Origin of the sequence: Acinetobacter sp. UBA1496 (assembly GCF_002324975.1) — a bacterium.
GTDB classification, from domain to species: Bacteria; Pseudomonadota; Gammaproteobacteria; order Pseudomonadales; family Moraxellaceae; genus Acinetobacter; species Acinetobacter variabilis.
The window spans coordinates 47,684-68,020 of sequence record NZ_DCRI01000072.1 but is presented as its reverse complement, the minus strand read 5'-3'; the positions used below and the strand labels follow the sequence as shown (position 1 = coordinate 68,020).

General features: G+C 36.3%; 15 protein-coding genes, 1 tRNA gene and 2 pseudogenes. 8 read left to right on the top strand and 10 right to left on the bottom strand.

The annotated features are described in order from the left end of the window. Window positions 1-35: 35 nt before the first annotated feature. Window positions 36-941, bottom strand: coding sequence for a protease HtpX (gene htpX / locus B3143_RS08160; protein WP_004784764.1), 906 nt, complete (start codon window positions 939-941; stop codon window positions 36-38). Window positions 942-1,118: 177 nt separating this feature from the next. Further along, window positions 1,119-1,991: a lytic transglycosylase domain-containing protein gene (locus B3143_RS08155; protein WP_034170191.1), complete on the bottom strand. Its 873-nt coding sequence runs from the start codon at window positions 1,989-1,991 to the stop codon at window positions 1,119-1,121. Window positions 1,992-2,492: 501 nt separating this feature from the next. Between B3143_RS08155 and ttcA the strand changes: the two genes are divergently transcribed. Together ttcA and B3143_RS08145 are read left to right on the top strand one after the other, a co-directional pair. Beyond that, the gene (gene ttcA, locus B3143_RS08150) at window positions 2,493-3,422 is read left to right on the top strand and encodes a tRNA 2-thiocytidine(32) synthetase TtcA (RefSeq protein WP_004784760.1); all 930 of its coding nucleotides are present in this window, start codon (window positions 2,493-2,495) and stop codon (window positions 3,420-3,422) included. Between the two features lie 218 nt (window positions 3,423-3,640). Next, a complete protein-coding gene (locus B3143_RS08145; protein ID WP_004784757.1) occupies window positions 3,641-4,027 on the top strand; it encodes an SCP2 sterol-binding domain-containing protein in 387 nt (128 codons plus the stop codon). 92 nt (window positions 4,028-4,119) lie between these two features. On the opposite strand, the gene B3143_RS08140 is transcribed toward B3143_RS08145, so the two are convergent. Then, entirely contained in the window at window positions 4,120-5,235 is a 1,116-nt protein-coding gene (locus B3143_RS08140) for a transglycosylase SLT domain-containing protein (RefSeq protein ID WP_104425876.1), read from the bottom strand. A gap of 364 nt (window positions 5,236-5,599) precedes the next feature. Between B3143_RS08140 and B3143_RS08135 the strand changes: the two are divergent. From B3143_RS08135 to B3143_RS08120, 4 genes and pseudogenes are all read left to right on the top strand, one after another. Then, a pseudogene (locus tag B3143_RS08135) lies at window positions 5,600-5,740 on the top strand (transcription elongation factor GreB); the annotation flags it as partial. 116 nt (window positions 5,741-5,856) lie between these two features. After that, entirely contained in the window at window positions 5,857-7,110 is a 1,254-nt protein-coding gene (locus tag B3143_RS08130) for a hypothetical protein (protein ID WP_125278196.1), read from the top strand. A gap of 170 nt (window positions 7,111-7,280) precedes the next feature. Beyond that, entirely contained in the window at window positions 7,281-8,825 is a 1,545-nt protein-coding gene (locus tag B3143_RS08125) for a site-specific DNA-methyltransferase (RefSeq protein ID WP_125278195.1), read from the top strand. Between the two features lie 9 nt (window positions 8,826-8,834). Then, window positions 8,835-11,525 carry a DEAD/DEAH box helicase gene (locus B3143_RS08120; protein ID WP_125278194.1) on the top strand — a complete coding sequence of 897 codons (2,691 nt, stop codon included), beginning with the start codon at window positions 8,835-8,837 and terminating at the stop codon, window positions 11,523-11,525. 24 nt (window positions 11,526-11,549) lie between these two features. On the opposite strand, the gene B3143_RS08115 is transcribed toward B3143_RS08120, so the two are convergent. The 7 genes from B3143_RS08115 to gmtY form a co-directional block, all read right to left on the bottom strand. Next, complete coding sequence (locus tag B3143_RS08115; RefSeq protein ID WP_004784741.1) at window positions 11,550-12,371, bottom strand: hypothetical protein; 822 nt, start codon at window positions 12,369-12,371, stop codon at window positions 11,550-11,552. Window positions 12,372-12,405: 34 nt separating this feature from the next. Then, entirely contained in the window at window positions 12,406-13,506 is a 1,101-nt protein-coding gene (locus B3143_RS08110; protein WP_125278473.1) for an XRE family transcriptional regulator, read from the bottom strand. 17 nt (window positions 13,507-13,523) lie between these two features. After that, window positions 13,524-14,126 carry a hypothetical protein gene (locus B3143_RS08105; protein WP_125278472.1) on the bottom strand — a complete coding sequence of 201 codons (603 nt, stop codon included), beginning with the start codon at window positions 14,124-14,126 and terminating at the stop codon, window positions 13,524-13,526. Window positions 14,127-14,276: 150 nt separating this feature from the next. Continuing rightward, window positions 14,277-14,750, bottom strand: coding sequence for a transcription elongation factor GreB (gene greB / locus B3143_RS08100; protein ID WP_004784736.1), 474 nt, complete (start codon window positions 14,748-14,750; stop codon window positions 14,277-14,279). Then, entirely contained in the window at window positions 14,747-15,358 is a 612-nt protein-coding gene (gmtX, locus tag B3143_RS08095) for a gamma-mobile-trio protein GmtX (RefSeq protein ID WP_004784733.1), read from the bottom strand. The genes greB and gmtX overlap by 4 nt, the downstream gene beginning before the upstream one ends. Beyond that, a complete protein-coding gene (gene gmtZ / locus B3143_RS08090; RefSeq protein WP_125278471.1) occupies window positions 15,348-18,116 on the bottom strand; it encodes a gamma-mobile-trio integrase GmtZ in 2,769 nt (922 codons plus the stop codon). The genes gmtX and gmtZ overlap by 11 nt, the downstream gene beginning before the upstream one ends. Further along, window positions 18,113-19,423 carry a gamma-mobile-trio recombinase GmtY gene (gene gmtY / locus B3143_RS08085; RefSeq protein WP_004784729.1) on the bottom strand — a complete coding sequence of 437 codons (1,311 nt, stop codon included), beginning with the start codon at window positions 19,421-19,423 and terminating at the stop codon, window positions 18,113-18,115. The genes gmtZ and gmtY overlap by 4 nt, the downstream gene beginning before the upstream one ends. 108 nt (window positions 19,424-19,531) lie before the next feature. Here gmtY and B3143_RS08080 point away from each other — a divergent pair. Next, window positions 19,532-19,885, top strand: a pseudogene (locus B3143_RS08080) (GreA/GreB family elongation factor); the annotation flags it as partial. 88 nt (window positions 19,886-19,973) lie between these two features. Continuing rightward, window positions 19,974-20,064, top strand: a tRNA-Ser gene (locus B3143_RS08075). The last annotated feature ends 273 nt before the right edge of the window (window positions 20,065-20,337 follow it).

The following is a 20,337-nucleotide window of genomic DNA, read 5'->3' as shown; positions in this document are numbered from 1 at the left end:
ATCTATTTCAGGACAAGACACAATTAATATATTGCTTAAGGGCAATCGAGTTGTTGCAAAGCAGCAACACGTTGTTCAATCGTTGGGTGAGTCTGGAACAGAGCCGCCAGACTAAAACCTTGTTCCTGACCAGCTGCAATCGCAAAGGCTTTCATTTCTTTCGGCATAGCATCCGGCATTTCTGATTCAGCCTGTAAACGTAATAACGCTGAAATCATCGCCTGTTTGCCTGCCAAACGTGCACCTGCCTCATCAGCACGATACTCACGGTAGCGTGAGAACCACAATACGATTGCAGAAGCCATAATACCAAATACGATATCCAGCACAATGGTAATCACAAAATAGCCAATACCTGGTGCTTCACCTTCTTCACGGCCGAAGATTGTACGGTCTACGAAATCACCAACTACACGGGCAAAGAACATGACAAATGCGTTGACCACACCTTGAATCAAAGCCAGTGTCACCATATCGCCATTGGCAACGTGACCGATCTCATGCGCCAGTACCGCGCGAAGTTCATCTTTATTCATGCGTTCAAGCAGACCCGTGGACACAGAAACGAGCGCATCGTTCTTGTTCCAGCCTGTTGCAAAAGCATTTGACTGATAAGATGGGAAAATACCCACTTCCGGCATCTTAATGCCAGCGCGCTGAGAAAGTTGCGCAACTTCTTGTAATAACCATGCTTCTGCCTGGTTACGAGGGGCATTTGGGTCAATCAGTTCAGTACCGGTTGTTTTTTTCGCCATCCATTTAGACATGAAAAGGGAAATCAGTGATCCCACCATACCGAACACAAAACAGATCACCAACAGGTTGCCTAGATTCAAGCCACCCGCGCCATGGTAACTACCGACACCGAAGAGTGACAGGATAATGCCAGCTACAACCAGTACCGCGAGGTTGGTTAGCAAGAACAAACCAATCCGCATCATTGAGAAATCCTCTTATTATAAAAAAATAATCTGATTAGAAAATGAAAATCATTGAAATCAATATGGGGTGAAATGACTAAAAATTCAAGAAAAAAATGGCCCTAGATCACAAAACACAGCTTTATTTTTTGCTACATTTTCGCTAAGGCCATTCAGAATCAAATGATTTTGATTTTTTTATTCACTTAAATAAATTTTAGCTGCTGCTGTTGCATTCGCCGTTGCATAAGAACCCATCGGTGCATCGGTATAACTGCCATCAGCATTCATAATAATCTGACGCTGATACTTGGCTGCCTGAATGTGCGAAGTGCTGCTGCTATCATTGGAGTAGTTCGCTGAACTGGCAATGATGCGGCCTTCACTGGATGGTGTGTTAGACGTGGTTGTACTTGCACTCAGGCCATGAGTATACAGGTTTTGAAAACGGCTGGTCACACGGCGCACATAATCCTGGGTTTCCCGGAAAGGCGGGATTCCACCGTATTTACTGACATTGCCTTCACCGGCATTATAGCCCGCCAGTGCCAAGCTGGTATTGCCATTAAAACGCTTTAATAACCAGGCCAGATATTTAGCACCCGCCATAATATTCTGATGCGGATCATAAGCATTACTGACATTAAAGCGACGTGCTGTGGCTGGCATCAGCTGCATCAAACCTTGTGCACCCACAGGGGAGCGGGCATGGGTATTAAAACCGGATTCAGTATGCATGACTGCTTTAATTAAACCTTCAGACACACCATAAGTCTGTGCGGCCTGACGAATGATCGAATCAAAAGCATTCTTATTCTTGCTATAGCTAGGCAAAACCGACGACTCGCTGCTGCCCCAGTTACTATAGCTATGAATATTGCTATCCGGATAATAAGTCTTCTTTTCGACCTGAAGATGATTATAACGGCTCTTCTTATTGGTCAATAAGGTACTGCCGTTTTTATCACGCAACTGATAGATGGTTTCACCGGCATACACCAAATGACTACAGCTCAGCATAACCAAGCTACCCATCAGTTGACACCCCAAGAAATACGTCTTTATTTTCATTGTTTATATTTGATAAATAATAAGCTAGAAAAATTCATGGATGAGTTTAACAAAAAATTACGTAATGCACAGCCTTATACGCTGCATTTATAAACGAGTATGTAAACAGGAACGCCTGTCAATATTTTGAACACTAAAATATTTTTTTTATTTAATTTAAAACCTTAGGGTTGACAGGTTTAAGTTATTGATTTTAATAATAAAATAAATTGATCAAAAAATGATCAATTTAAAGAAAAGCCTTAAATTTTGAGGTGAACAAGTTGTCAAGTCCATTTCAATCCACAAAGTTATCCACAGCTTTTGTGGACAACTGTGGAAAAGTCCAAAAGATAAGCATCTCGCCTAAAAATTGAACTAAATCGTTCAATATATCAATCAAAATAAAACATGAAAATGAAACTAATATGGCATTTGTATGAAAATAAATTCTTTTGATGCGATACGGAACCGAATCAGCTAAAATTGCGCGGTATTTTTATTTATGGGTTATTCTCGTCTATGTACTCGCCAGTTGAATCCGAGCAAGGATTTAATTTCAAACCTGAACTGCCAACAAGCTCTGCCTACTACCGTTTGTTGAAGAAGCTTCGCCGCCAGGTCGGACATGCCATTCGCGACTTCAAGATGATTGAAGACGGCGACAAGGTCATGGTGTGTATTTCTGGTGGTAAAGACAGTTATACCTTGCTTGATATCCTGCTTCAGTTTAAACGCATTGCACCGATCAATTTTGATGTAGTGGCAGTTAACCTGGACCAGAAACAGCCCGGTTTCCCGGAAGATGTATTACCGCGTTATTTAGAAGAAAATAACATTCCGTATTACATCTTGGAAAAAGATACCTACAGCATTACTAAAAAACTGACACCGGAAGGCAAGACTTACTGTGCAGTATGCTCACGTCTGCGCCGTGGTTCTTTGTACGGTTTTGCTCAGGAAATTGGGGCGACTAAAGTGGCGCTGGGGCATCACCGTGATGATATTCTGGCAACATTCTTCCTGAACCTGTTCCATGGGGGCAGCCTGAAAGCCATGCCACCAAAATTGCTGTCTTCTGACAAAAAGAATATCTTAATTCGTCCATTGGCCTATGTGGAAGAAAAAGACATCATCAAATATGCACAGATGCGTCAATTTCCAATTATTCCATGTAATTTATGTGGCTCTCAGGAAAATCTTCAACGTGCCATTATCAATGACATGTTACGTGAATGGGACAATGCGCATCCAAAACGTTTGCACAGCATCTTTGGTGCCTTACAAAATGTTTCACCATCTCAGTTAGTTGACCGTGAATTATTCGACTTTGAAATTCTGGACAGTCAGCGCGAATTCGATTTCAAAGGCAGCAGCTGTTCAACTGAAGAGGCGGTAGAAGGTGAGAACCGCCGCATCAATATGGTCAATCTGGGCTTTGCAGCAGACTAATCGACCTATATAAAGTTAAGCCGATACAGGTATGGGCTACGGCCGATGCCTGAATCAAAAATAATGTAAGATAAGAACTACAAAAATTGAACGGTGCGTACAAAATTCGTTAGCCTTTGCCATAATGATCATGTTATAACAAGTCACAAGCATAATAGCTTCAACCTGATGTCGTCTGGATAGTCGACACAAATGAATAAATAAATTGAGGAAAGATCATGCCTGCTTTTTTAACTGATGATTGGTTTTCGACTGTAGACACGCTCACTGCACAAGCTGGTGATTTGGATTTGCCACCTGCTTTGGCAAATCTAGCAATTAATTTGGTCGTTGCAGACACTACAGGTAATACAGAATTATCTTTGGAAGGTGGCGCGATTAAAAAAGGTTTGTCTCCAAATGCAAAAACAACATTGAACATGGATGGCGAAACCTTACGTAAAGTTTTCCTTGAGTTTGATATGGCGGCTGCAATGCAAGCTTTCATGACAGGTAAGATCAAGGTGCAAGGTGATATGTCTCAATTGATGGCATTGCAAACAGCGAAGCCAAGCCAAGCTCAAAAAGACCTATTCAAGAAAGTTCTTGAAAATACCACAGCTTAATAGTCTTGATCTAAAAAGCTGAAGTAACAAAAAAGCTTACCCTGAGGTAAGCTTTTTTTATGGCTGAATAGCTAGATTTAAATTGATCAGACTTAAATATTCACTAGCTGTGGGGTGGTCTTGATGTGTTCCAGATAGGCGCGGATACGGGTCACGTATTGAAGGGCCTGACGGTAACGACCATTACTGGCTTTATTCTGTTCCAGATAAGCATACAGGTTTACCCAATTATTCGGATTCTTGCCTTGAGCCTGAATACGTTTTTGCAGCTGATTCACAGCACCGGGGCCCATGTTATAGGCAACCAAAGCAAACCAATTACGATCCGGATAAGGAATATGTTCATAACGGCTCAGCATCTGATCATAGTATTTGGCACCCCCATCAATACTTTCGCCTGGATCTGTCCGGTTACTAACCCCCATCGCTTTTGCGGTAGAGCTTGTTAGCATCATCAGACCGCGGACACCGGTGGGAGATACGGAGTTTGGCTTTAGATAGGATTCTTGGTAACCGATCGCGGCGAGCAGGTGCCAGTCCAGATCGTACTGCTGAGCAGATTTCTGAAAGCTCGCCTTGTATGTGGGGAGGCGCTGGTTCAGGTCCTGTTGAATTTCATCCCAAGAATGCTCTTCTACTACATTCTGATTGTAGAAGGAAGCAAGTTGCTTGATCGCACCGCTTTGTTTGCCTTGACAGACAAAAGCACTAGCGGTTTGACTCAAGGGATCACTAGCTGATTTAAATACCAGATTCAGATTGGCATTCAGTCCATTACTGGCCAGTGAAGACTCATCACCACAAGTGGCAGAAAAAGCCGTTAAACGCTGTTGTTCAATCGTACCCAGATCAGTGGTGGTCATGGCCAGATTGGCTTTGCCCTGGGCTACCCATTTCAGGGCCGTGGCATTATCCGGAACAGTTTTAAAATCCAGCTTAACATTCAGGCTGTTGGCATAGTTGCGAACCAGGTCGTAACCAAAACCATGCTGATGTTGTCCATTCTGAAACACAGTCGTTGGACTTTGAACTGCGACGACGGTGAGTTTGTTGCTATTTACCACATGATCATATTGAAGTGTGGTTTTAGTGGCATTGATACTATGAAAGGGGATAAGTGCCGTACTCAGTACCAGTGCTTTTACAGGGAGAGAAGAGATAAAAGAGCTAAGGCAAAGCCTCGACCCAGTGGTTGAACTACTGTGCATGTTGTCTCCGCTACAAGTAATTTATGCTTTAAAAATCACAGCCAATACTAGCCAGAAACTTTTAAAAGTTTGATAAATTCAATAAGGGTTGGGCAGTCATGACGTCATTCAAAAATGACTAAATTGATCGGGAAATATGTAGAAAAACTACATAGATTAAAAAATAAGCGATTCCAAAAGTAGGGTGCATATTAAAGATCAAAAAATTAATTGTCAAATTTTGTATATAATTTATTTTTTAAATGTAATTTAAGTTGTTAAATTTATTGAAGAAAAAAATTGCACATTCTGGCTTGTCCTAAAACTCCAAATAAAATAAGCTCTTAATGTCTAAAAACTGGTTCAAAATTGGCAATTAAAACACATGAAATCTAACCTGATTACCCGTGGTGGACACGACAAATTGGTGGCAGAACTTAAAAATCTCTGGCATGAAGAACGTCCTGAAATTACCAAAAAAGTGAACTGGGCAGCCAGTCTCGGCGACCGTTCGGAAAACGCAGATTTAATTTTATAACCCTATTATTTATACTATTTTGATTTTTTTTACTATTAAACAACAGTATATGAATAGTATTCATGCTATTAAAATATACTAAAATTAAAAGGATGCTAAAAATTATGAATAAAGAATTTAAAATAATTTTAAAGAATGATTTAAGCACTAGTGAAGAAGAGCTTGTGAAGACTTATTGGGATTTTTGTGAAAATCTTCAAGATTTCTACTATTTACCTAAGCAATTGACTAATGAAAATTTAAGTAAAAGTATTGATGTAACTAAATTTGTAAAAGCAAATAGCTATATTTTATGTGAAAATCTAAAATGTATCGATTGTAAAGAAAATTTTTATTTTAATACTAGACAGAGTTATATAGATTTTATTAAAAAAGATACTCAATATTGTTCAAAATGTTTTGATAATATAGTTGCTTTAAAGGCAGATGAAATTATTTTTAAATTGAGAAGTATAATTTATAATAAAAATACCTTAAAAATAAATAAAATAAACAATCTAACCTATATGGAAAAAGTTTTTTTATATTATATTTTTTTGAAATCAGATGTTAGTAATATTGATATTCCTATTAATATTAAAAGTATTTTTCCAGATTTAGATTCTAATATTATTAATGATATTTATTCTGTTTATATTGATAGATTGATAAATAATAAAATCTTATATTATATTGATTGTCAGGAAGTTACAAAGTGCTGGAATTCATTTTCCCCTTATTGGGGAGCAGTTCAAGAAAGGCTTACACTCGATAAAATTAGAGAAATAGCTCAGCTTAGTAATTATAGATATTCTTCATTGCTATTATTTAATGAATTTGAAATCGCTTATGATTCTTCTGATTATGTTGAAATTTTACGTGATAGTATTTACTCACACGTATTAAATGAAAATGATTTTAGAGATATTGAAAATTTTGTTATTAATTATAAGTTAAAACAAGTTGATGTCTTTGTTTTGGAGATTCAAGATAATTTTGAAATCGCTATTAATATGAAATTATTTTTAAGACTTGAAAGTATTTTATTAAGTATGATAAGAGAAACAACACTTCCTAAAATATACTTTTCACTTTTTTGGGCTATGGATAATTTGAATTCATTTTTATATAAAAAAATAAATAGTTTAAGCTATTTAACCAAGTCTAAAAAAAGTACACTTTATATTAATAATTTAGAGTATTTTTTAAATAAATATAGGGGTAGATACGATGAAATTTATGATAAAAAAATACCAGTAGATATTATTTTTGAGGATGATTTTATTGATTTTATATCTTATAATTTTATTAAAGATAGTTGGAATGGTATTAATGGGAATGCTGTGATATCTAAATGGATAGAGAGTATAGAAAAATAATTGTTTTTTAGAGAATTGTTTATTATTGATTTTTGTTATATCTGCTCACAGATTATTTATAAAATTATAGTGTTTTGTGGATATTTCCTATACAGATAATTTTTTGATTAAGAGGGATATCTATATGCTATTCTAAATATAATTTGATTTATTAATTATTCAGTATTGTTATGCCATTATTAGATTGGGTGAACCGAAACCAGGCTGAAGAAACAGCAACAAGTACTCCATACCATTTGTTAAAATTTGAAAACGCATACGGTGATGCTGAGCACACTAAAGAAAACCTCATCATTCAAGGGGATAACCTTCAAGCACTGAAGGCATTGTTGCCCCTTTATGGTGGCCAAGTGAAATGTATTTTCATTGATCCACCATATAACACGCAATCCGCTTTTGAGCACTATGACGATAAGTTAGAACATGCTCAATGGCTTTCAATGATGTATCCACGTCTACAATTACTAAAAGAACTTTTAGCTGAAGATGGTTCTATTTGGATTACATTGGATGATAACGAAGCACATTACATGAAAGTTCTATGTGATGAAGTATTTAGTCGTAAAAATTTCGTGACTACAATTGCGTGGCAAAAAATATATACCACTAAAAACTCGGCTAAATTTTTTTCTTCAATGCACGACCATGTTCTTATCTATTCAAAAAATATTGATGAATTTATTTTGAATGATTTACCAAGAGAAGATAAACAAAATTTAGCCTATAAAAATCCAGATAATGATGAGCGGGGTCCTTGGAAAGCAACACCGATACATGCTCGGAATTTTTATAGTTTAGGTAGATACAGTATAACAACACCACGTGGACGGGTTATTGATGGCCCTCCAACAGGAACATATTGGCGAATTTCTGAAGAAAATTTTATAAAAATGGATCAAGATAATCGTATTTGGTGGGGACAAAGTGGAAATGGTATCCCTGCACAAAAGCGATTCTTATCTGAAGTAAGACAAGGAGTAACACCTAATACTTTTTGGACTTTTTCAGAGGCTGGTCACAATGGTGAAGCCAAAAATGAACTTAGAAGTTTGCTACCAACCGAAGAAGATTTATTTTTAACACCTAAGCCTGAAAAACTTATTCAACGAATAATTCAATTAGCTACAAGTAAAAATGATTTAGTTCTAGATTCTTTTCTTGGATCGGGGACGACTAGCGCTGTTGCTCATAAAATGGGGCGACGCTATATCGGTATAGAAATGGGCGAGCATGCTAAAACTTTTGTTATTCCTCGTCTTGAAAAAGTGATTGCAGGTGAACAAGGTGGTATTTCAAAGGCTGTGAATTGGCAAGGTGGAGGCGGTTTTAGCTTCTATACATTAGGTAATCCAGTGTTTGATGATCAAGGCTTCTTAAATGCTGATGTACATTTTAAAGACCTTGCAAGTTATGTTTGGTGGCTTGAGACGAAAACAGCTCTAAATCAAACGGAGAGCTTTGATAATCCATATTTAGGCACACATGATGGGGTTGCTTACTATCTTCTGTATAACGGCATTTTAGGTGATAGACGTCCGAATGGCGGTAATGTCTTAACACTATCTATTTTAAATTACTTAAATGAATGTCATGCACATGAAGGTAAACGAGTCGTTATAGGCGAAGCATCACGACTTGGAGATGCCCGACTTGAAGCTCTAGAAATTGAGTTTAAACAAATTCCATATTCGCTTTATGGCAACCAAGCTCAGTAAGGATTGCGTATGTCACTTAAATTAAAACAGTATCAAATAGATTCTTTAAAAGCATTAGAGCAATTCTTTACTTTTGCAGCATCATTAGGGGCGGCGAAAGCATTTAAACGCTGTGTAGGCGAAAACATTGCTTATAACGACCGATTGGAGGGAATACCAAGTGTATGCCTGCGTGTACCTACAGGCGGTGGTAAAACACTACTTGCAGCGCATAGTATTCCTAAAGTGGCACAGAGTTATGTGAATACTGAGAGTCCTATTGTATTGTGGCTTGTACCAACAGATATGATCCGACAACAAACACTTGCTGCACTTGCTAATGTAAATCACCCCTATAGACAAGCCTTACAAGGCTATTATGGTGATCGCATCAAAATATGTGACATTGAAGGGCTGCAATCGCTCAACAAGCATGATGTTGGGCAGTCGTGTATTGTCATTGTGACCACTATTCAGATCTTCAATATTGATAAAGAAAAGACCTATCAGCGCAATGCCTATGCTTTTGATGAATCCTTGAGTGAACACTTTACTCAATTGACTCCACAACAAGCCGAAAGTATGGATAAAGTAACGGCTGATACTTTGCAGTATCAACCATTCCTAACTGAAAAAGATATTGGTCGAGTGAAGCATTCATTGGTCAATTTCTTTAACTTGCATAGACCAATTATTGTTGTGGATGAAGCGCATAAAAACCGTGGTGGAAAAACATTCTTCCCAACGTTGAAGCGTCTCAACCCAAGTTGCTTAGTAGAGCTGACAGCAACACCAAAAGACAATAATGTTCTTTACTCGGTTTCTGCTGCACAGTTAAAAGTTGATCACATGATTAAGCTGCCAGTCGTACTGACTGAACATCCAAATAGTTGGCAAGATTGTATTCGTGATGCCCTGATTCAACGACAAAAGTTAGAAGTGCTTGCACAAAGTGAAAAAGAATATATTCGCCCAATTTTATTGATCCAAGCCCAAGATAAAAATGGTGAAGCGAATGTAGAAGCTGTTAAACAGCATTTGTTAAGTGAATATGAAAATATAACTGAAGACTGGATTGCAATTTCGACAGGGCAAACCAAAGAGCTAGAAGATGAAAATCTTTTTAGTCCTCAAAGTAAAGTCAAAATTGTGATTACAGTCGAAGCACTAAAGGAAGGTTGGGATTGCTCATTTGTCTATGTACTTGCGAGTTTGCAAAATATCAACTCTGCAACTGATGTAGAGCAGTTGTTAGGTCGTGTCTTACGTATGCCGTATGCAAAACTACGTCAGAATGATGAACTCAATAAAGCATATGCACACGTTGTCTCAAGTTCAATCGCTCAAGCCACCATGCTTCTTAAAGACCGTATGGTGCAGAATATGGGCTTCGATAAGTGGGAAGCTGAAGCCTCAATTGTGGCAAATCCACAACCTGAGTTAGACCTAGGCACTACACGGCAAATGACTACTCAACCAAAGACTCCTGAAGTCATGGTCTCTATTCCATTTGTTGTTACACCTCAACTTATTCCTACTAATTTACAACCAGCGATTCAAACGAGAGAAAATAGCCAAGGTACGTCCTTAATTATTAATAAAGGGACGACTGATGAAGAGTTTGATCAAATTGAACAAGCTGTAATTGAAAAAGCGACTCCGAAACAAAAGACTCAAATACAAGAAGTATTCAAAGAAGCTCGTGCTGAGCGACAAGCACATCAAGCACCTGAAAATTGGAATGCCACATTTGCGCTTATTCCGCAGCTAGGTTTATTCGTTGATGGTGAATGGCAAGTTGCAGACAAAGAAACAATAGAAGATTCGGTTGAATGGAATCTATTAGATTATCCAGTTCAATTGGAAGGTTTTAACATACGTGAAACTGTGAATAGCTTTGCGATTGATCTAAATCTTGAAGAAGAGCAATTGAGTTATGAATTACTTAATAGCCAACAGATTCAATTTGATGATATGCCAACACCAATTACCGAGAATGATTTGTTGAATTGGTTAGATCGAAAAACAAGAAGAGCTGGATTAACGCAAATTCAGCTAAGAGCATATTTAACCAAGCTCATTAGTCATTTGTTGAATGAGCGCAGATTTACACTGACTCAACTGCATCGTGCTCAATTCCAATTGTCACTAGCTATATCTCGTGAGCTTGATCGGCTATTTGAACTTGCTCGTAAACAAGCATTCCAAAGTGATTTATTTGCAGAGTTGAAAGTAGCAGAAGAATCAAAACTAGAAAATAGTTTTGAGTTTAAGCGTGGAATCTACCCAGTCAGAAAGCCTTATCGTGGTAGCTATAAGTTTAAAAAGCATTTTTATGCCCAAATTGATGATTTAAAAGAAAAGACTGATTCAGGAAAGATTTCTGAAGAGTTTAAATGTGCTCAGCTCTTGGATATGCATTCTAAAGTAAAGTATTGGGTACGTAATATTCCTAAGCAACCACATACTTCATTCTGGCTACCAACTGAGAAAGATTACTTTTATCCTGATTTCGTTGCAGAGTTAGTTGATGGTTCGATCTTTGTTTTGGAGTATAAAGGCGGACATTTAGATACTGCTGATGATGCTCGAATCAAGAATGCTATTGGTAAGCAATGGGCTAAAGATAGTAATGGAAAGCGACTATTCTTAATGGCTAAAAATCAGGATGAAGTTGGACGTAGTTTGGAAGAGCAGATAAATCAAGCTTTAACCAATTAATTTATTGGTTATTAGAAAAGCACCTTAAGGTGCTTTTCTTAATTCGTCGAGCTTAAAATTTAAATATGATTTAGCACAATTAATAAACATCTCTTTTGCTTCATTAATTTCCATTTTAGGTCCAGTATTTGGCATTAACGAATCTTTTTTAAATCCGTGACGAGCATCAATTCCTACCATGCTGAAATCATTAGCTGGATTGGTAAATCTAGTTTTGTCAGCTTTGCTATAAGGTATTTTCCAACCTGTATCATGATGAGCTTCAATAGTCATAAATGTTTCCATTATTTTATATAGACTCATCCACGTTAATGGTTCGGAAAAATATTTCAAAATCAAATAAACTCCAATATGTTTTTGTGCTATGTAAAAGGAACTAGCAAATACATTAGCCTTAGCACTTTCTTTATAATCTCTTCTCTCTGTAAAAGTTAAATTACTATTTAGATTACTTCCTAATCTTTGGTAGAAACCTAACAAAATTTTAATATTGTGATTCATTTGATATGTTGGATATTCAAGAGGCTGTCCTTCTATTTTCATTTTTTCCAACCGAACAAATCTCTGTTCATTTTCACCAAAAAAAATAGTTACCAGCCCTCTCAAAAGACTTATAAGTTCTAATCCAATTGCCCAAGCTTCATCATGGTTTGTGATGCTATTACAATGAAATGTATTGAATCTATGATCATCAGAATGACCATCATGGTAAGATGGTTCTGTATAAATGTTTAAATCTTTTAAAGCTATTCCACCAACGTTATATGAACTAAAAAGTTGTAATTCAGGTAAATAATATTCGTATTTATTTCTGATCGGGTAGGAAGTAAAAGATAAATTAGTCATAGTTTCTATTTTTCCAAAGTTGAAGAAAGCACCTTTAGGTGCTTTCTTCAACGATTTTTAATGTATTAGGTTTTCTAGGAATACTCATGCCAACTAAGTTTTCTAAAAAATCGACATTTATATTCAAAGAGTTTGCAACATCTTCAGCAAAAATTCTCTTTTTGGAGAGTGCAGAGAAACAAACTTTTAGTAATTCAGGTTTTTCACTTGGAATTAAATGATCTTCTTTTTCAGTAAGACCTTCACCTGTTTTTTTCAAGTAGATAACACCACTAGTATATTGTTCGGGAGTTAATAAACCTAATTGTCTAGCACGATACAAAATTGCAGCTTTACTAACTTTCCAAGTTTGCTTAAATTCACTTAATTTAGACCAGTTATAACGTCCATTTTTATGCCAAGTGTGGAAGTGCGTACGCATCATCACCTGTGGAATTAATAAAGCAGATGCAAAATGGTTAGCTTGTGACTCTGTTAGTCTATCACCGGTAACAAGTCCATCATGAAGTACAAGATGGCCAAGTTCATGAGCTAAGTCAAAACGTTGACGACATACACTTTCTTTTGCTTCATTGCGTACAAAAATCGGGCGTTTTGTGGCAAGGGATAAAGCATCCACTTCTTTTGATATACTAGAGAAAGTGGTCACAATAATTCCATGTGTTTCACAGAGTCGCACCATGCTACTAATAGGGCCTAAACCTAATCCCCATTTTTCACGACATTGCTCAGCTATAGATTCAATTGCTGGATTTTGATCAATTGGTTCGTCATATAAAGTATGAATATCATATTTAGGTAATCTGAGTTTTGAATCCAAATATTCAATTAATCGTTTTATGTATTCACCTCTTGCGATAACAATCTGCTTAAACGAAACTTTAGCGGTACGATTACTTCTAAAATGAATCTGATCTTCCTGTAAAACAGGTTTTAGCTGCATAAAAAAAGTCTGTGGCACATTAAAAAAGTGCGCCACTTTATCAATAAATTGATCATTGGGTATAGTTTGCCCAGTTTCGACTTTATGAAGATATTGACGTGTTAAATTTAGCTCGGTACCTAAATCTTCTAATGATAATTCATTGAATTGCCTTAAAAGTTTTAGTTCCAAGCCATTAAACTGTGTTGTCATGTTTAGTCATCGTACAATTAGTTATTTACAGCTATGGAATCTTCATCATCGATATCAAGATCTTCGACCAATGGGGAGCCTAACTCGACAGATGCGGGGGTTTCTGGCTCAACCAAATGAATATGGTTGATATCAGTAATACTATTTGAATCCCAATATGCAACAACATCATTTGCTAAGTTATAGCCAGCAAATACAACAAGTGGTTCATCATCAAGAGTTTTAGGTTCATTTAGAATGAATCGCCAAAAATGTGGTTGGTGATCATCTAAAGGAAATAGGCTAAAACTTTGTATTTGTTGCATGAGGAATTTTTTCTTTTTAGGTTTTTCAAAATCATCTTTTAAAAAACGTATAGAAGCATTACCTATTTGAAAAATAAACTTTAATGAACCATCAGTTAAGTGAACATCTACCGGACATTGTTTTCTAACAATTAAATTTAAAAAGCGATTACGAGTTCTATCGAAGATACTAGTTCCACGTCCATAGTTTGAGTCATCATCAGTACTCAATAGATAATTAATATCTCGATAGATGTCTAGCATATGCTTGGCGAAAAAACTTATAACCTCATCGGTTAATTGTGGTTCAAAAAGTGAAGGATGACGTAATTCCATAAATAAATCCGCGATAAATTGTGAAATGTTGGGGTAACTTAAATTTATTGCTATATTTAAATTATGTCAACCAATATTTATTGCTATATATGTTTTTTGTCAACTAGGGTTGGTATGAGTAGATAAAACAGGAATTTCATTAAAAATTATTTACTTAATATACGAAATATTGCAGATATACCAAGTTTTTTTTCCAGTAGGTGTATGTACTTGGATTTCATCATCTACCGATTTACCTAAACAAGCTTTTGCTATGGGAGCTTGAAGGGATATATAGTCTTTACGCCCATAAATTTCTTCATCGCCTACAATGCGAAACTTAATAGTCTCACCCTCGTCATTTTCTAATTCTACCCATGCTCCAAAATATGCTTTTCCATCTTGCTCGGGGCTATATTCGACCCTATGTGCTACTTCAAAAAGTTTGGTTAAGTATCTAACTCTGCGGTCAATTTCACGTAGTTTTCTTTTATTATAATGGTAATCTGCGTTTTCAGACCGATCGCCGAGACTGGCAGCCCATGAAACGATTTTAGTAATTTCTGGGCGTTCTTTACGAACCAAATCATTTAGTTCATCTTGTAAGCGTTGGTAGCCTTCAGCGGTCAGTAATTTACGATTCAAGACAAGTACTCCAAAGCCTTGCGTAAGGCATCCAATGTTGAAACTTTAAAAACTGGCTTATTTGATTCATCTACAAGCTCACCAAAATGAGTTGGCTTTAAATTCCACTTTTTTTGAAAGTCTGTAGACAGTAAATATTGTAACGCTCGTACTTCTTGTTCAGAAAGCTTAAAAGACTGATCTGGTGATATATTCTTATGATCATAAATATCAATTCGTTGTTTTGGAGGAATGATTTCACGAATTATTTGCTGAGCTTCTTTTAACTCAGATGCCATGATGCGGACGAGTAATTGATGTTTTGGATTTTGTATTTCTTCAATCCAATCAGTCTCACTTTGCGATGGTTTTCGTAACTTAGGTTTTTGAGTTGACAGATCTGCAAAGCATTGAATTAGAGCTCTGTATTTTTCACCAGTTTTATTTCTGATACTTTGAGCCTTGGGGACACCACGGTTATTGCCCAATTTAGCAATTGTGCTGATCGAGAAGTCATGAATTCCACGTTCCTGTTGTTCAGTACATATCTCATAGATTGCATCAAGGGATTGCTGAATTTTAAGTGATGAGCCAACTTTTAATTTATTCAATAACTCTTCAGGCTTCATGGCTTGCCTCAATCAAAGTCTGTGAATTATGAAAAATGAGTTCAATTTCTGATTTTTCAATCAGTTCATACTCTGGAAGTTCAATGAGTTTAATTTCACCATCCATAACTTTTTGTACCTTATCCCACGATTTGAGACGGCTCATTAGGAGTTTAAAAATTTGATTCCCTGCACTAAGTTGTTGTTCTTTTGAAAGCATAAACAAGTTTGGCATAATTTGATTAAACATCGCCATCTTGTCAATGAGTTGTGTTCGAGGGTAAATCGCTTGATCCGCATTACATGACTTATAAATCATTGCATTATCGCAAACTTCCTGTAACTGTTGATAATGGCTCACTTCTTCCATCTCTAATACCAATTCAGCATTAGGTGCTGTAATTAAGGAAAGCTTTGTGTCGCTCCCTATAGTAGGGTTGTTATTAATGAGTTTATGGCATTTAGTGATATGGCTATATGCGGCTTGAATATCACACAAAAGCATATCTAGTTTTTTTGCAGCAGTTTCGTATTCAGATTCAAAATTACGTAATTCGGTTTCTAACTTTGCTCTATTTGCAGCACCATTAAATTTCTGTTGCTTTAGATTGGCGATATATTCTTCTTTTTCTAGGTTATCAATTTTTTGATTAATCTGATTTATTTGAATTTGGAGTTTAGAGCAAATTTCAGATTGATCATTGGACTGTAGCAAAATTTCATTAGTGATTGCCAATAATCCTCCAATAAAGGCTGGACCAGTAATAAAGTGCCGGCATCGTATGCAATTTTGCACTCCGAGATAACCTTGGGGAGTTGGGGTATAAAATGAACTGCTTTTAATTAAATCTCCGCCATCGTCACAGCGTGAAGCTGCAAATGGACAAATTCCATAGTCTCTAAATATATAGTTGCCTACAGGTACATCATTCGATAACGCTTGCAATAATTCTAAGTTGTTTCCAATCAATTGATTTTTAATGCTTTCAATTTTATTTTGTTCAATTGTTCGTTGGATAGATTCCGCTTCAGATTTTAGTGCTATTTTCTCGCCTTCTTCTAATCGTGTTCTAATCTCTTGATTGGAAACTTTACAATAGTAGATCGACATGATGACAGAGCTATGCCCGACAATTTTCATCACAATTTCTATTGGCATACCCATTTCTAGGACATAGGCTGTAATAAGGCTAACGCGCATACTGTGAGGCGTATATTTTGATTTATAGCAACCTAGTGTTGCTGGGTTTCCTTCCAAAGTCGCTAACATCAAATTTGATGGTTGAATATGAAATAAAGCAGCAGCAAGCCTAGGGGTGAGTGCATTCGTTACAGTTGCTGGTTCAAAATCATTGAAACGCCTAAATAAAAAACAGTTAATGCCTTTGGCTTTTCTTTGTACTTCATTCAAATTTGTTCTTTGGCAATCCAGCCAAGCACTTGGATAAGAGATCGGATTATATTTTTGTTGCCATTTTCTTAACTTGACTAACCAATAAGCTAAGTCGTCTGGCATCCAAGGAATTGTATAACCCTGTCCATTATTATTTGTTTTATTGGTGGTTGTAAACATGCCAATTTGTCCATTTGGCATTTTTTTAATAAAGGATTGTTCCTTGGTTAATCCTGAAAGTGGAGAATTGTTCTTTAGCCAAATAACTTTATTTTGGGGATCAATATCTGCAATATATTCATCAGCTTCGCCCGAATCATTATAAGCAATTTGGCGACCACGTAATGGAACCTTAGTGAGGGCATAGGTATGGATCCAATCGGTAGGACACCATAAGTAAGCCTGATTATCTACAATACGATAAACACAATCAGGGTCATATAAGTCTAGCTGATTAAATTCGACTTTCACCCAATCCGCATCAAACTTATGTAGGTGCTCTAGATCCTGAAAGCATTTGGCATTTGTAGGCATAATCCATTCTTGAGCCTTTTTTACGAAGTGATATTGTAAGCATGGTTTTGTCGTTTCTGAGCGAATTGAGCTAGATGATATATTTTGTTGGCTGAGTAAAAGAGAAAATGGATTGCGAGCATTATCAACGCGGACAATCTCACCTGTTTCTTCATCCTCAATCGTTAGATCATTATCAATAATGTAGTCTAAGAACTCATTGACATAAACAACGAGTTTTCTTTTCATCGGTTCAGATTCTATATTTTCAAGAACATCTCGAAAGGGCTTTATATCGAATTTTTCTTGTATGAGAAAAGCATGTGGTGATTTGCTTTTATCAAATTGTTCAATATAAAGACGGACAAAACGACAAAGTTGAGTTTCTTTAGTGCCTCCACCACGAGCTTTTGTCATAAATTCTTTAATTTTAACTGCCCAAGTTACATAGTCGGGTGAGATAAAATCTGGCTTGAATGGTTCTGTTTTTCCTAAAAATTTATACCAATTCTCCCATTCATCTGGATAAGCAGTTTGTGGGTCTAGCGGAAGGCTGGCATCATTGAGTTTTAAAATAAAACTTTTGTATTCTTTAGCATTTTTCAGATCTTTATTTTCAATTAATTTTTTTAGTTCTTTGTATGAAATAAAAGCACTAATATCAAAAAAATCTTTATAACTGATCCACTCATCATAAATTCTTTCGGGATGTGCTGGCAGTCCATACTCTCTATATTTTTGTTTGTAGAGAACAGAATTTGTAATGCCTTCATCTTTACAAAATTGCTTTAGAGAGTTTAGGTCAGGGAATGTTGAAAACTCTTTATTAAATCGCTTATTTTCAATTTTTCGAATTGATTGAGGTTTTATCATTTGATCTCTCTCAACTTTTCTTGAACTTCTTCTAAAGTTGGTTTGATATAAACAAGACAGGAAGTTGGGCTTTTATGATGCATAGCTTTTTGGATTTCTACTTGATTCAAACCAGCTTGGCGTGCGCGAAATCCATAGGCATGTCGATGACCATGTTCAGTTGTACCAAGACTTTTTTTACAGGTGAGACCTATTCGCTCAACTGCCTTTTTATGTAGTCGTTGGAAATTTTTTATGGTTTCAGGTTCACCCAACGTATTTGTGAATGCAAAAGGGTGTGGGTTGCTTTTTGATGGTTCTACGCGTTGATATTTGAGATAGTTTGCCCAGATTAATAAAAACTCTTTAGCCTTTTCTGGAGGATTAAAAACGACTTCAAAGTAGCCTAATTTTGAAGTCAGTAGTGGTGTTTTCCATCCAGCATACAATCTTTCAGAAAACAGATAATTATTCCGAGGTTTATAAGAGGTTTTGGCTAATAAATATTCTCGTCGGTTTTTGAAATAAGGATCTGGAGAGGTACCTAATTCAGGATGATACACACGAACTAGGGCTTCTTTAGGCTTGTTAGGGTTTAAGGTAATATCTGAAGTGTAAATATGAAAAATTTCACTTTTTCTTAGACCACCATAATTCATTAACATAGTGATAGCTTGGGATTTGTAATCAATTACCCCGTTCTTTTCAAAACCTAGATATAAAAGTCTTTCAATTTGATCTTCTGGGAAACGTACAGCATATTCAAAATCAATTAAATCTTCTCTATAACTTCCAACTAACCGCACTTTTTGTAGAGAAAGATCTTTCTTGGTTAAGTGATTTAGAAAAACATTTGCTTGCTTATGGTAATAAGCACACCAATTCAGACGTTCTTCATAACTTGTTGCTTTACGAAATGGATTTACTCTATTCGTTGCATGTTCATCTTGAAGAGCTAAAAAATCTGCGTAATGCGTGATATGGAATAGTAAATTATTTGTATCTCGAACTGTTCTTGGTCTCCAATAAAGTTCAAGTGGGTCAGTATTATTGGGAGAATGTATAGTGCCTGTGATTAACGCCTCAGTGAAGGCTTTTAGGACTTTTGTGGCACTATCAAGGTTTGGAGTAGCATTAATATATTTCAATAAAAGTTTAAGCGCGTAACAAGATCTTTCTTTCCATGCTTCACTTTTTGAATTGAACCATGCCAAATAACGTAAATGAGAAATAATGATTCCTTTCTCAGTCAAGATACATGGTAAGACCAAAGTAGTTTGTGTGGAGCAATCTTTGTAATTTACATAAAATTTCTTAACATAAGCCATATACTATTTAGTATGAAGTTTAGGATGTTTAACATTCAAAGTATCAGTAATTGATCAATTGTCAAACTAATTTATTAGGTAATAGTATTTTATATGGTGGGGTTATAATACCAGTATAACAAACAGCTTTTACGTAAAATTGATCGTCGGGTTCGTTATCTGGGCAAGCGGCTGGAAGAGCTGAGAATTGTTGATTTTTCTCCTGAACAGGAAGGTAAAGTTTATTTTGGTGCCTGGGTTGAAATTGAAAATGAACAGGGTGAGCAGAAGAACCTTCGGATCGTAGGCGTCGATGAAATTTATGATCATCATCCGCAGCATATTTCGATTGATTCCCCAATGGCGCGTGCCCTGTTAGGCAAGTCAGTGGATGATGAAGCTGAGGTGATAACGCCATCCGGCAAGAAACTCTGGTTTATCAATTCAATTCGCTATGAAAAGCCAGGAAATTCAGAAGATTAATGAAATTGATTTTATTTTGTGCAGTTGATGCAGAGAAATTGGAAAAATATTTGCCAAGCGCAATTTTTATTTATATGATGGCGGCCATGGAAGCGTGGCAGAGCGGTTTAATGCACCGGTCTTGAAAACCGACGAGGGCTTATACCCCTCCGTGAGTTCGAATCTCACCGCTTCCGCCAGATACGAAAACCCCGATCATTGATCGGGGTTTTTATTTTTAAATTATTAAAATGATTTTAAATTTTCATTGTTCAAAATGATGTGAATATTAAGGCTAAACTTCATTCTGAAAATAAAAATATCAGTATCGAAAGCCTGTGTATAAAATTTTATCTACTCTAAAATTTTCGTCTGATTTTTGACTGAATGAACTGATTTTTACAGAAGTTTTGCGAAAATTTATTGCCAACAAACAGAAATATTTATATGATTGCGGCCATGGAAGCGTGGCA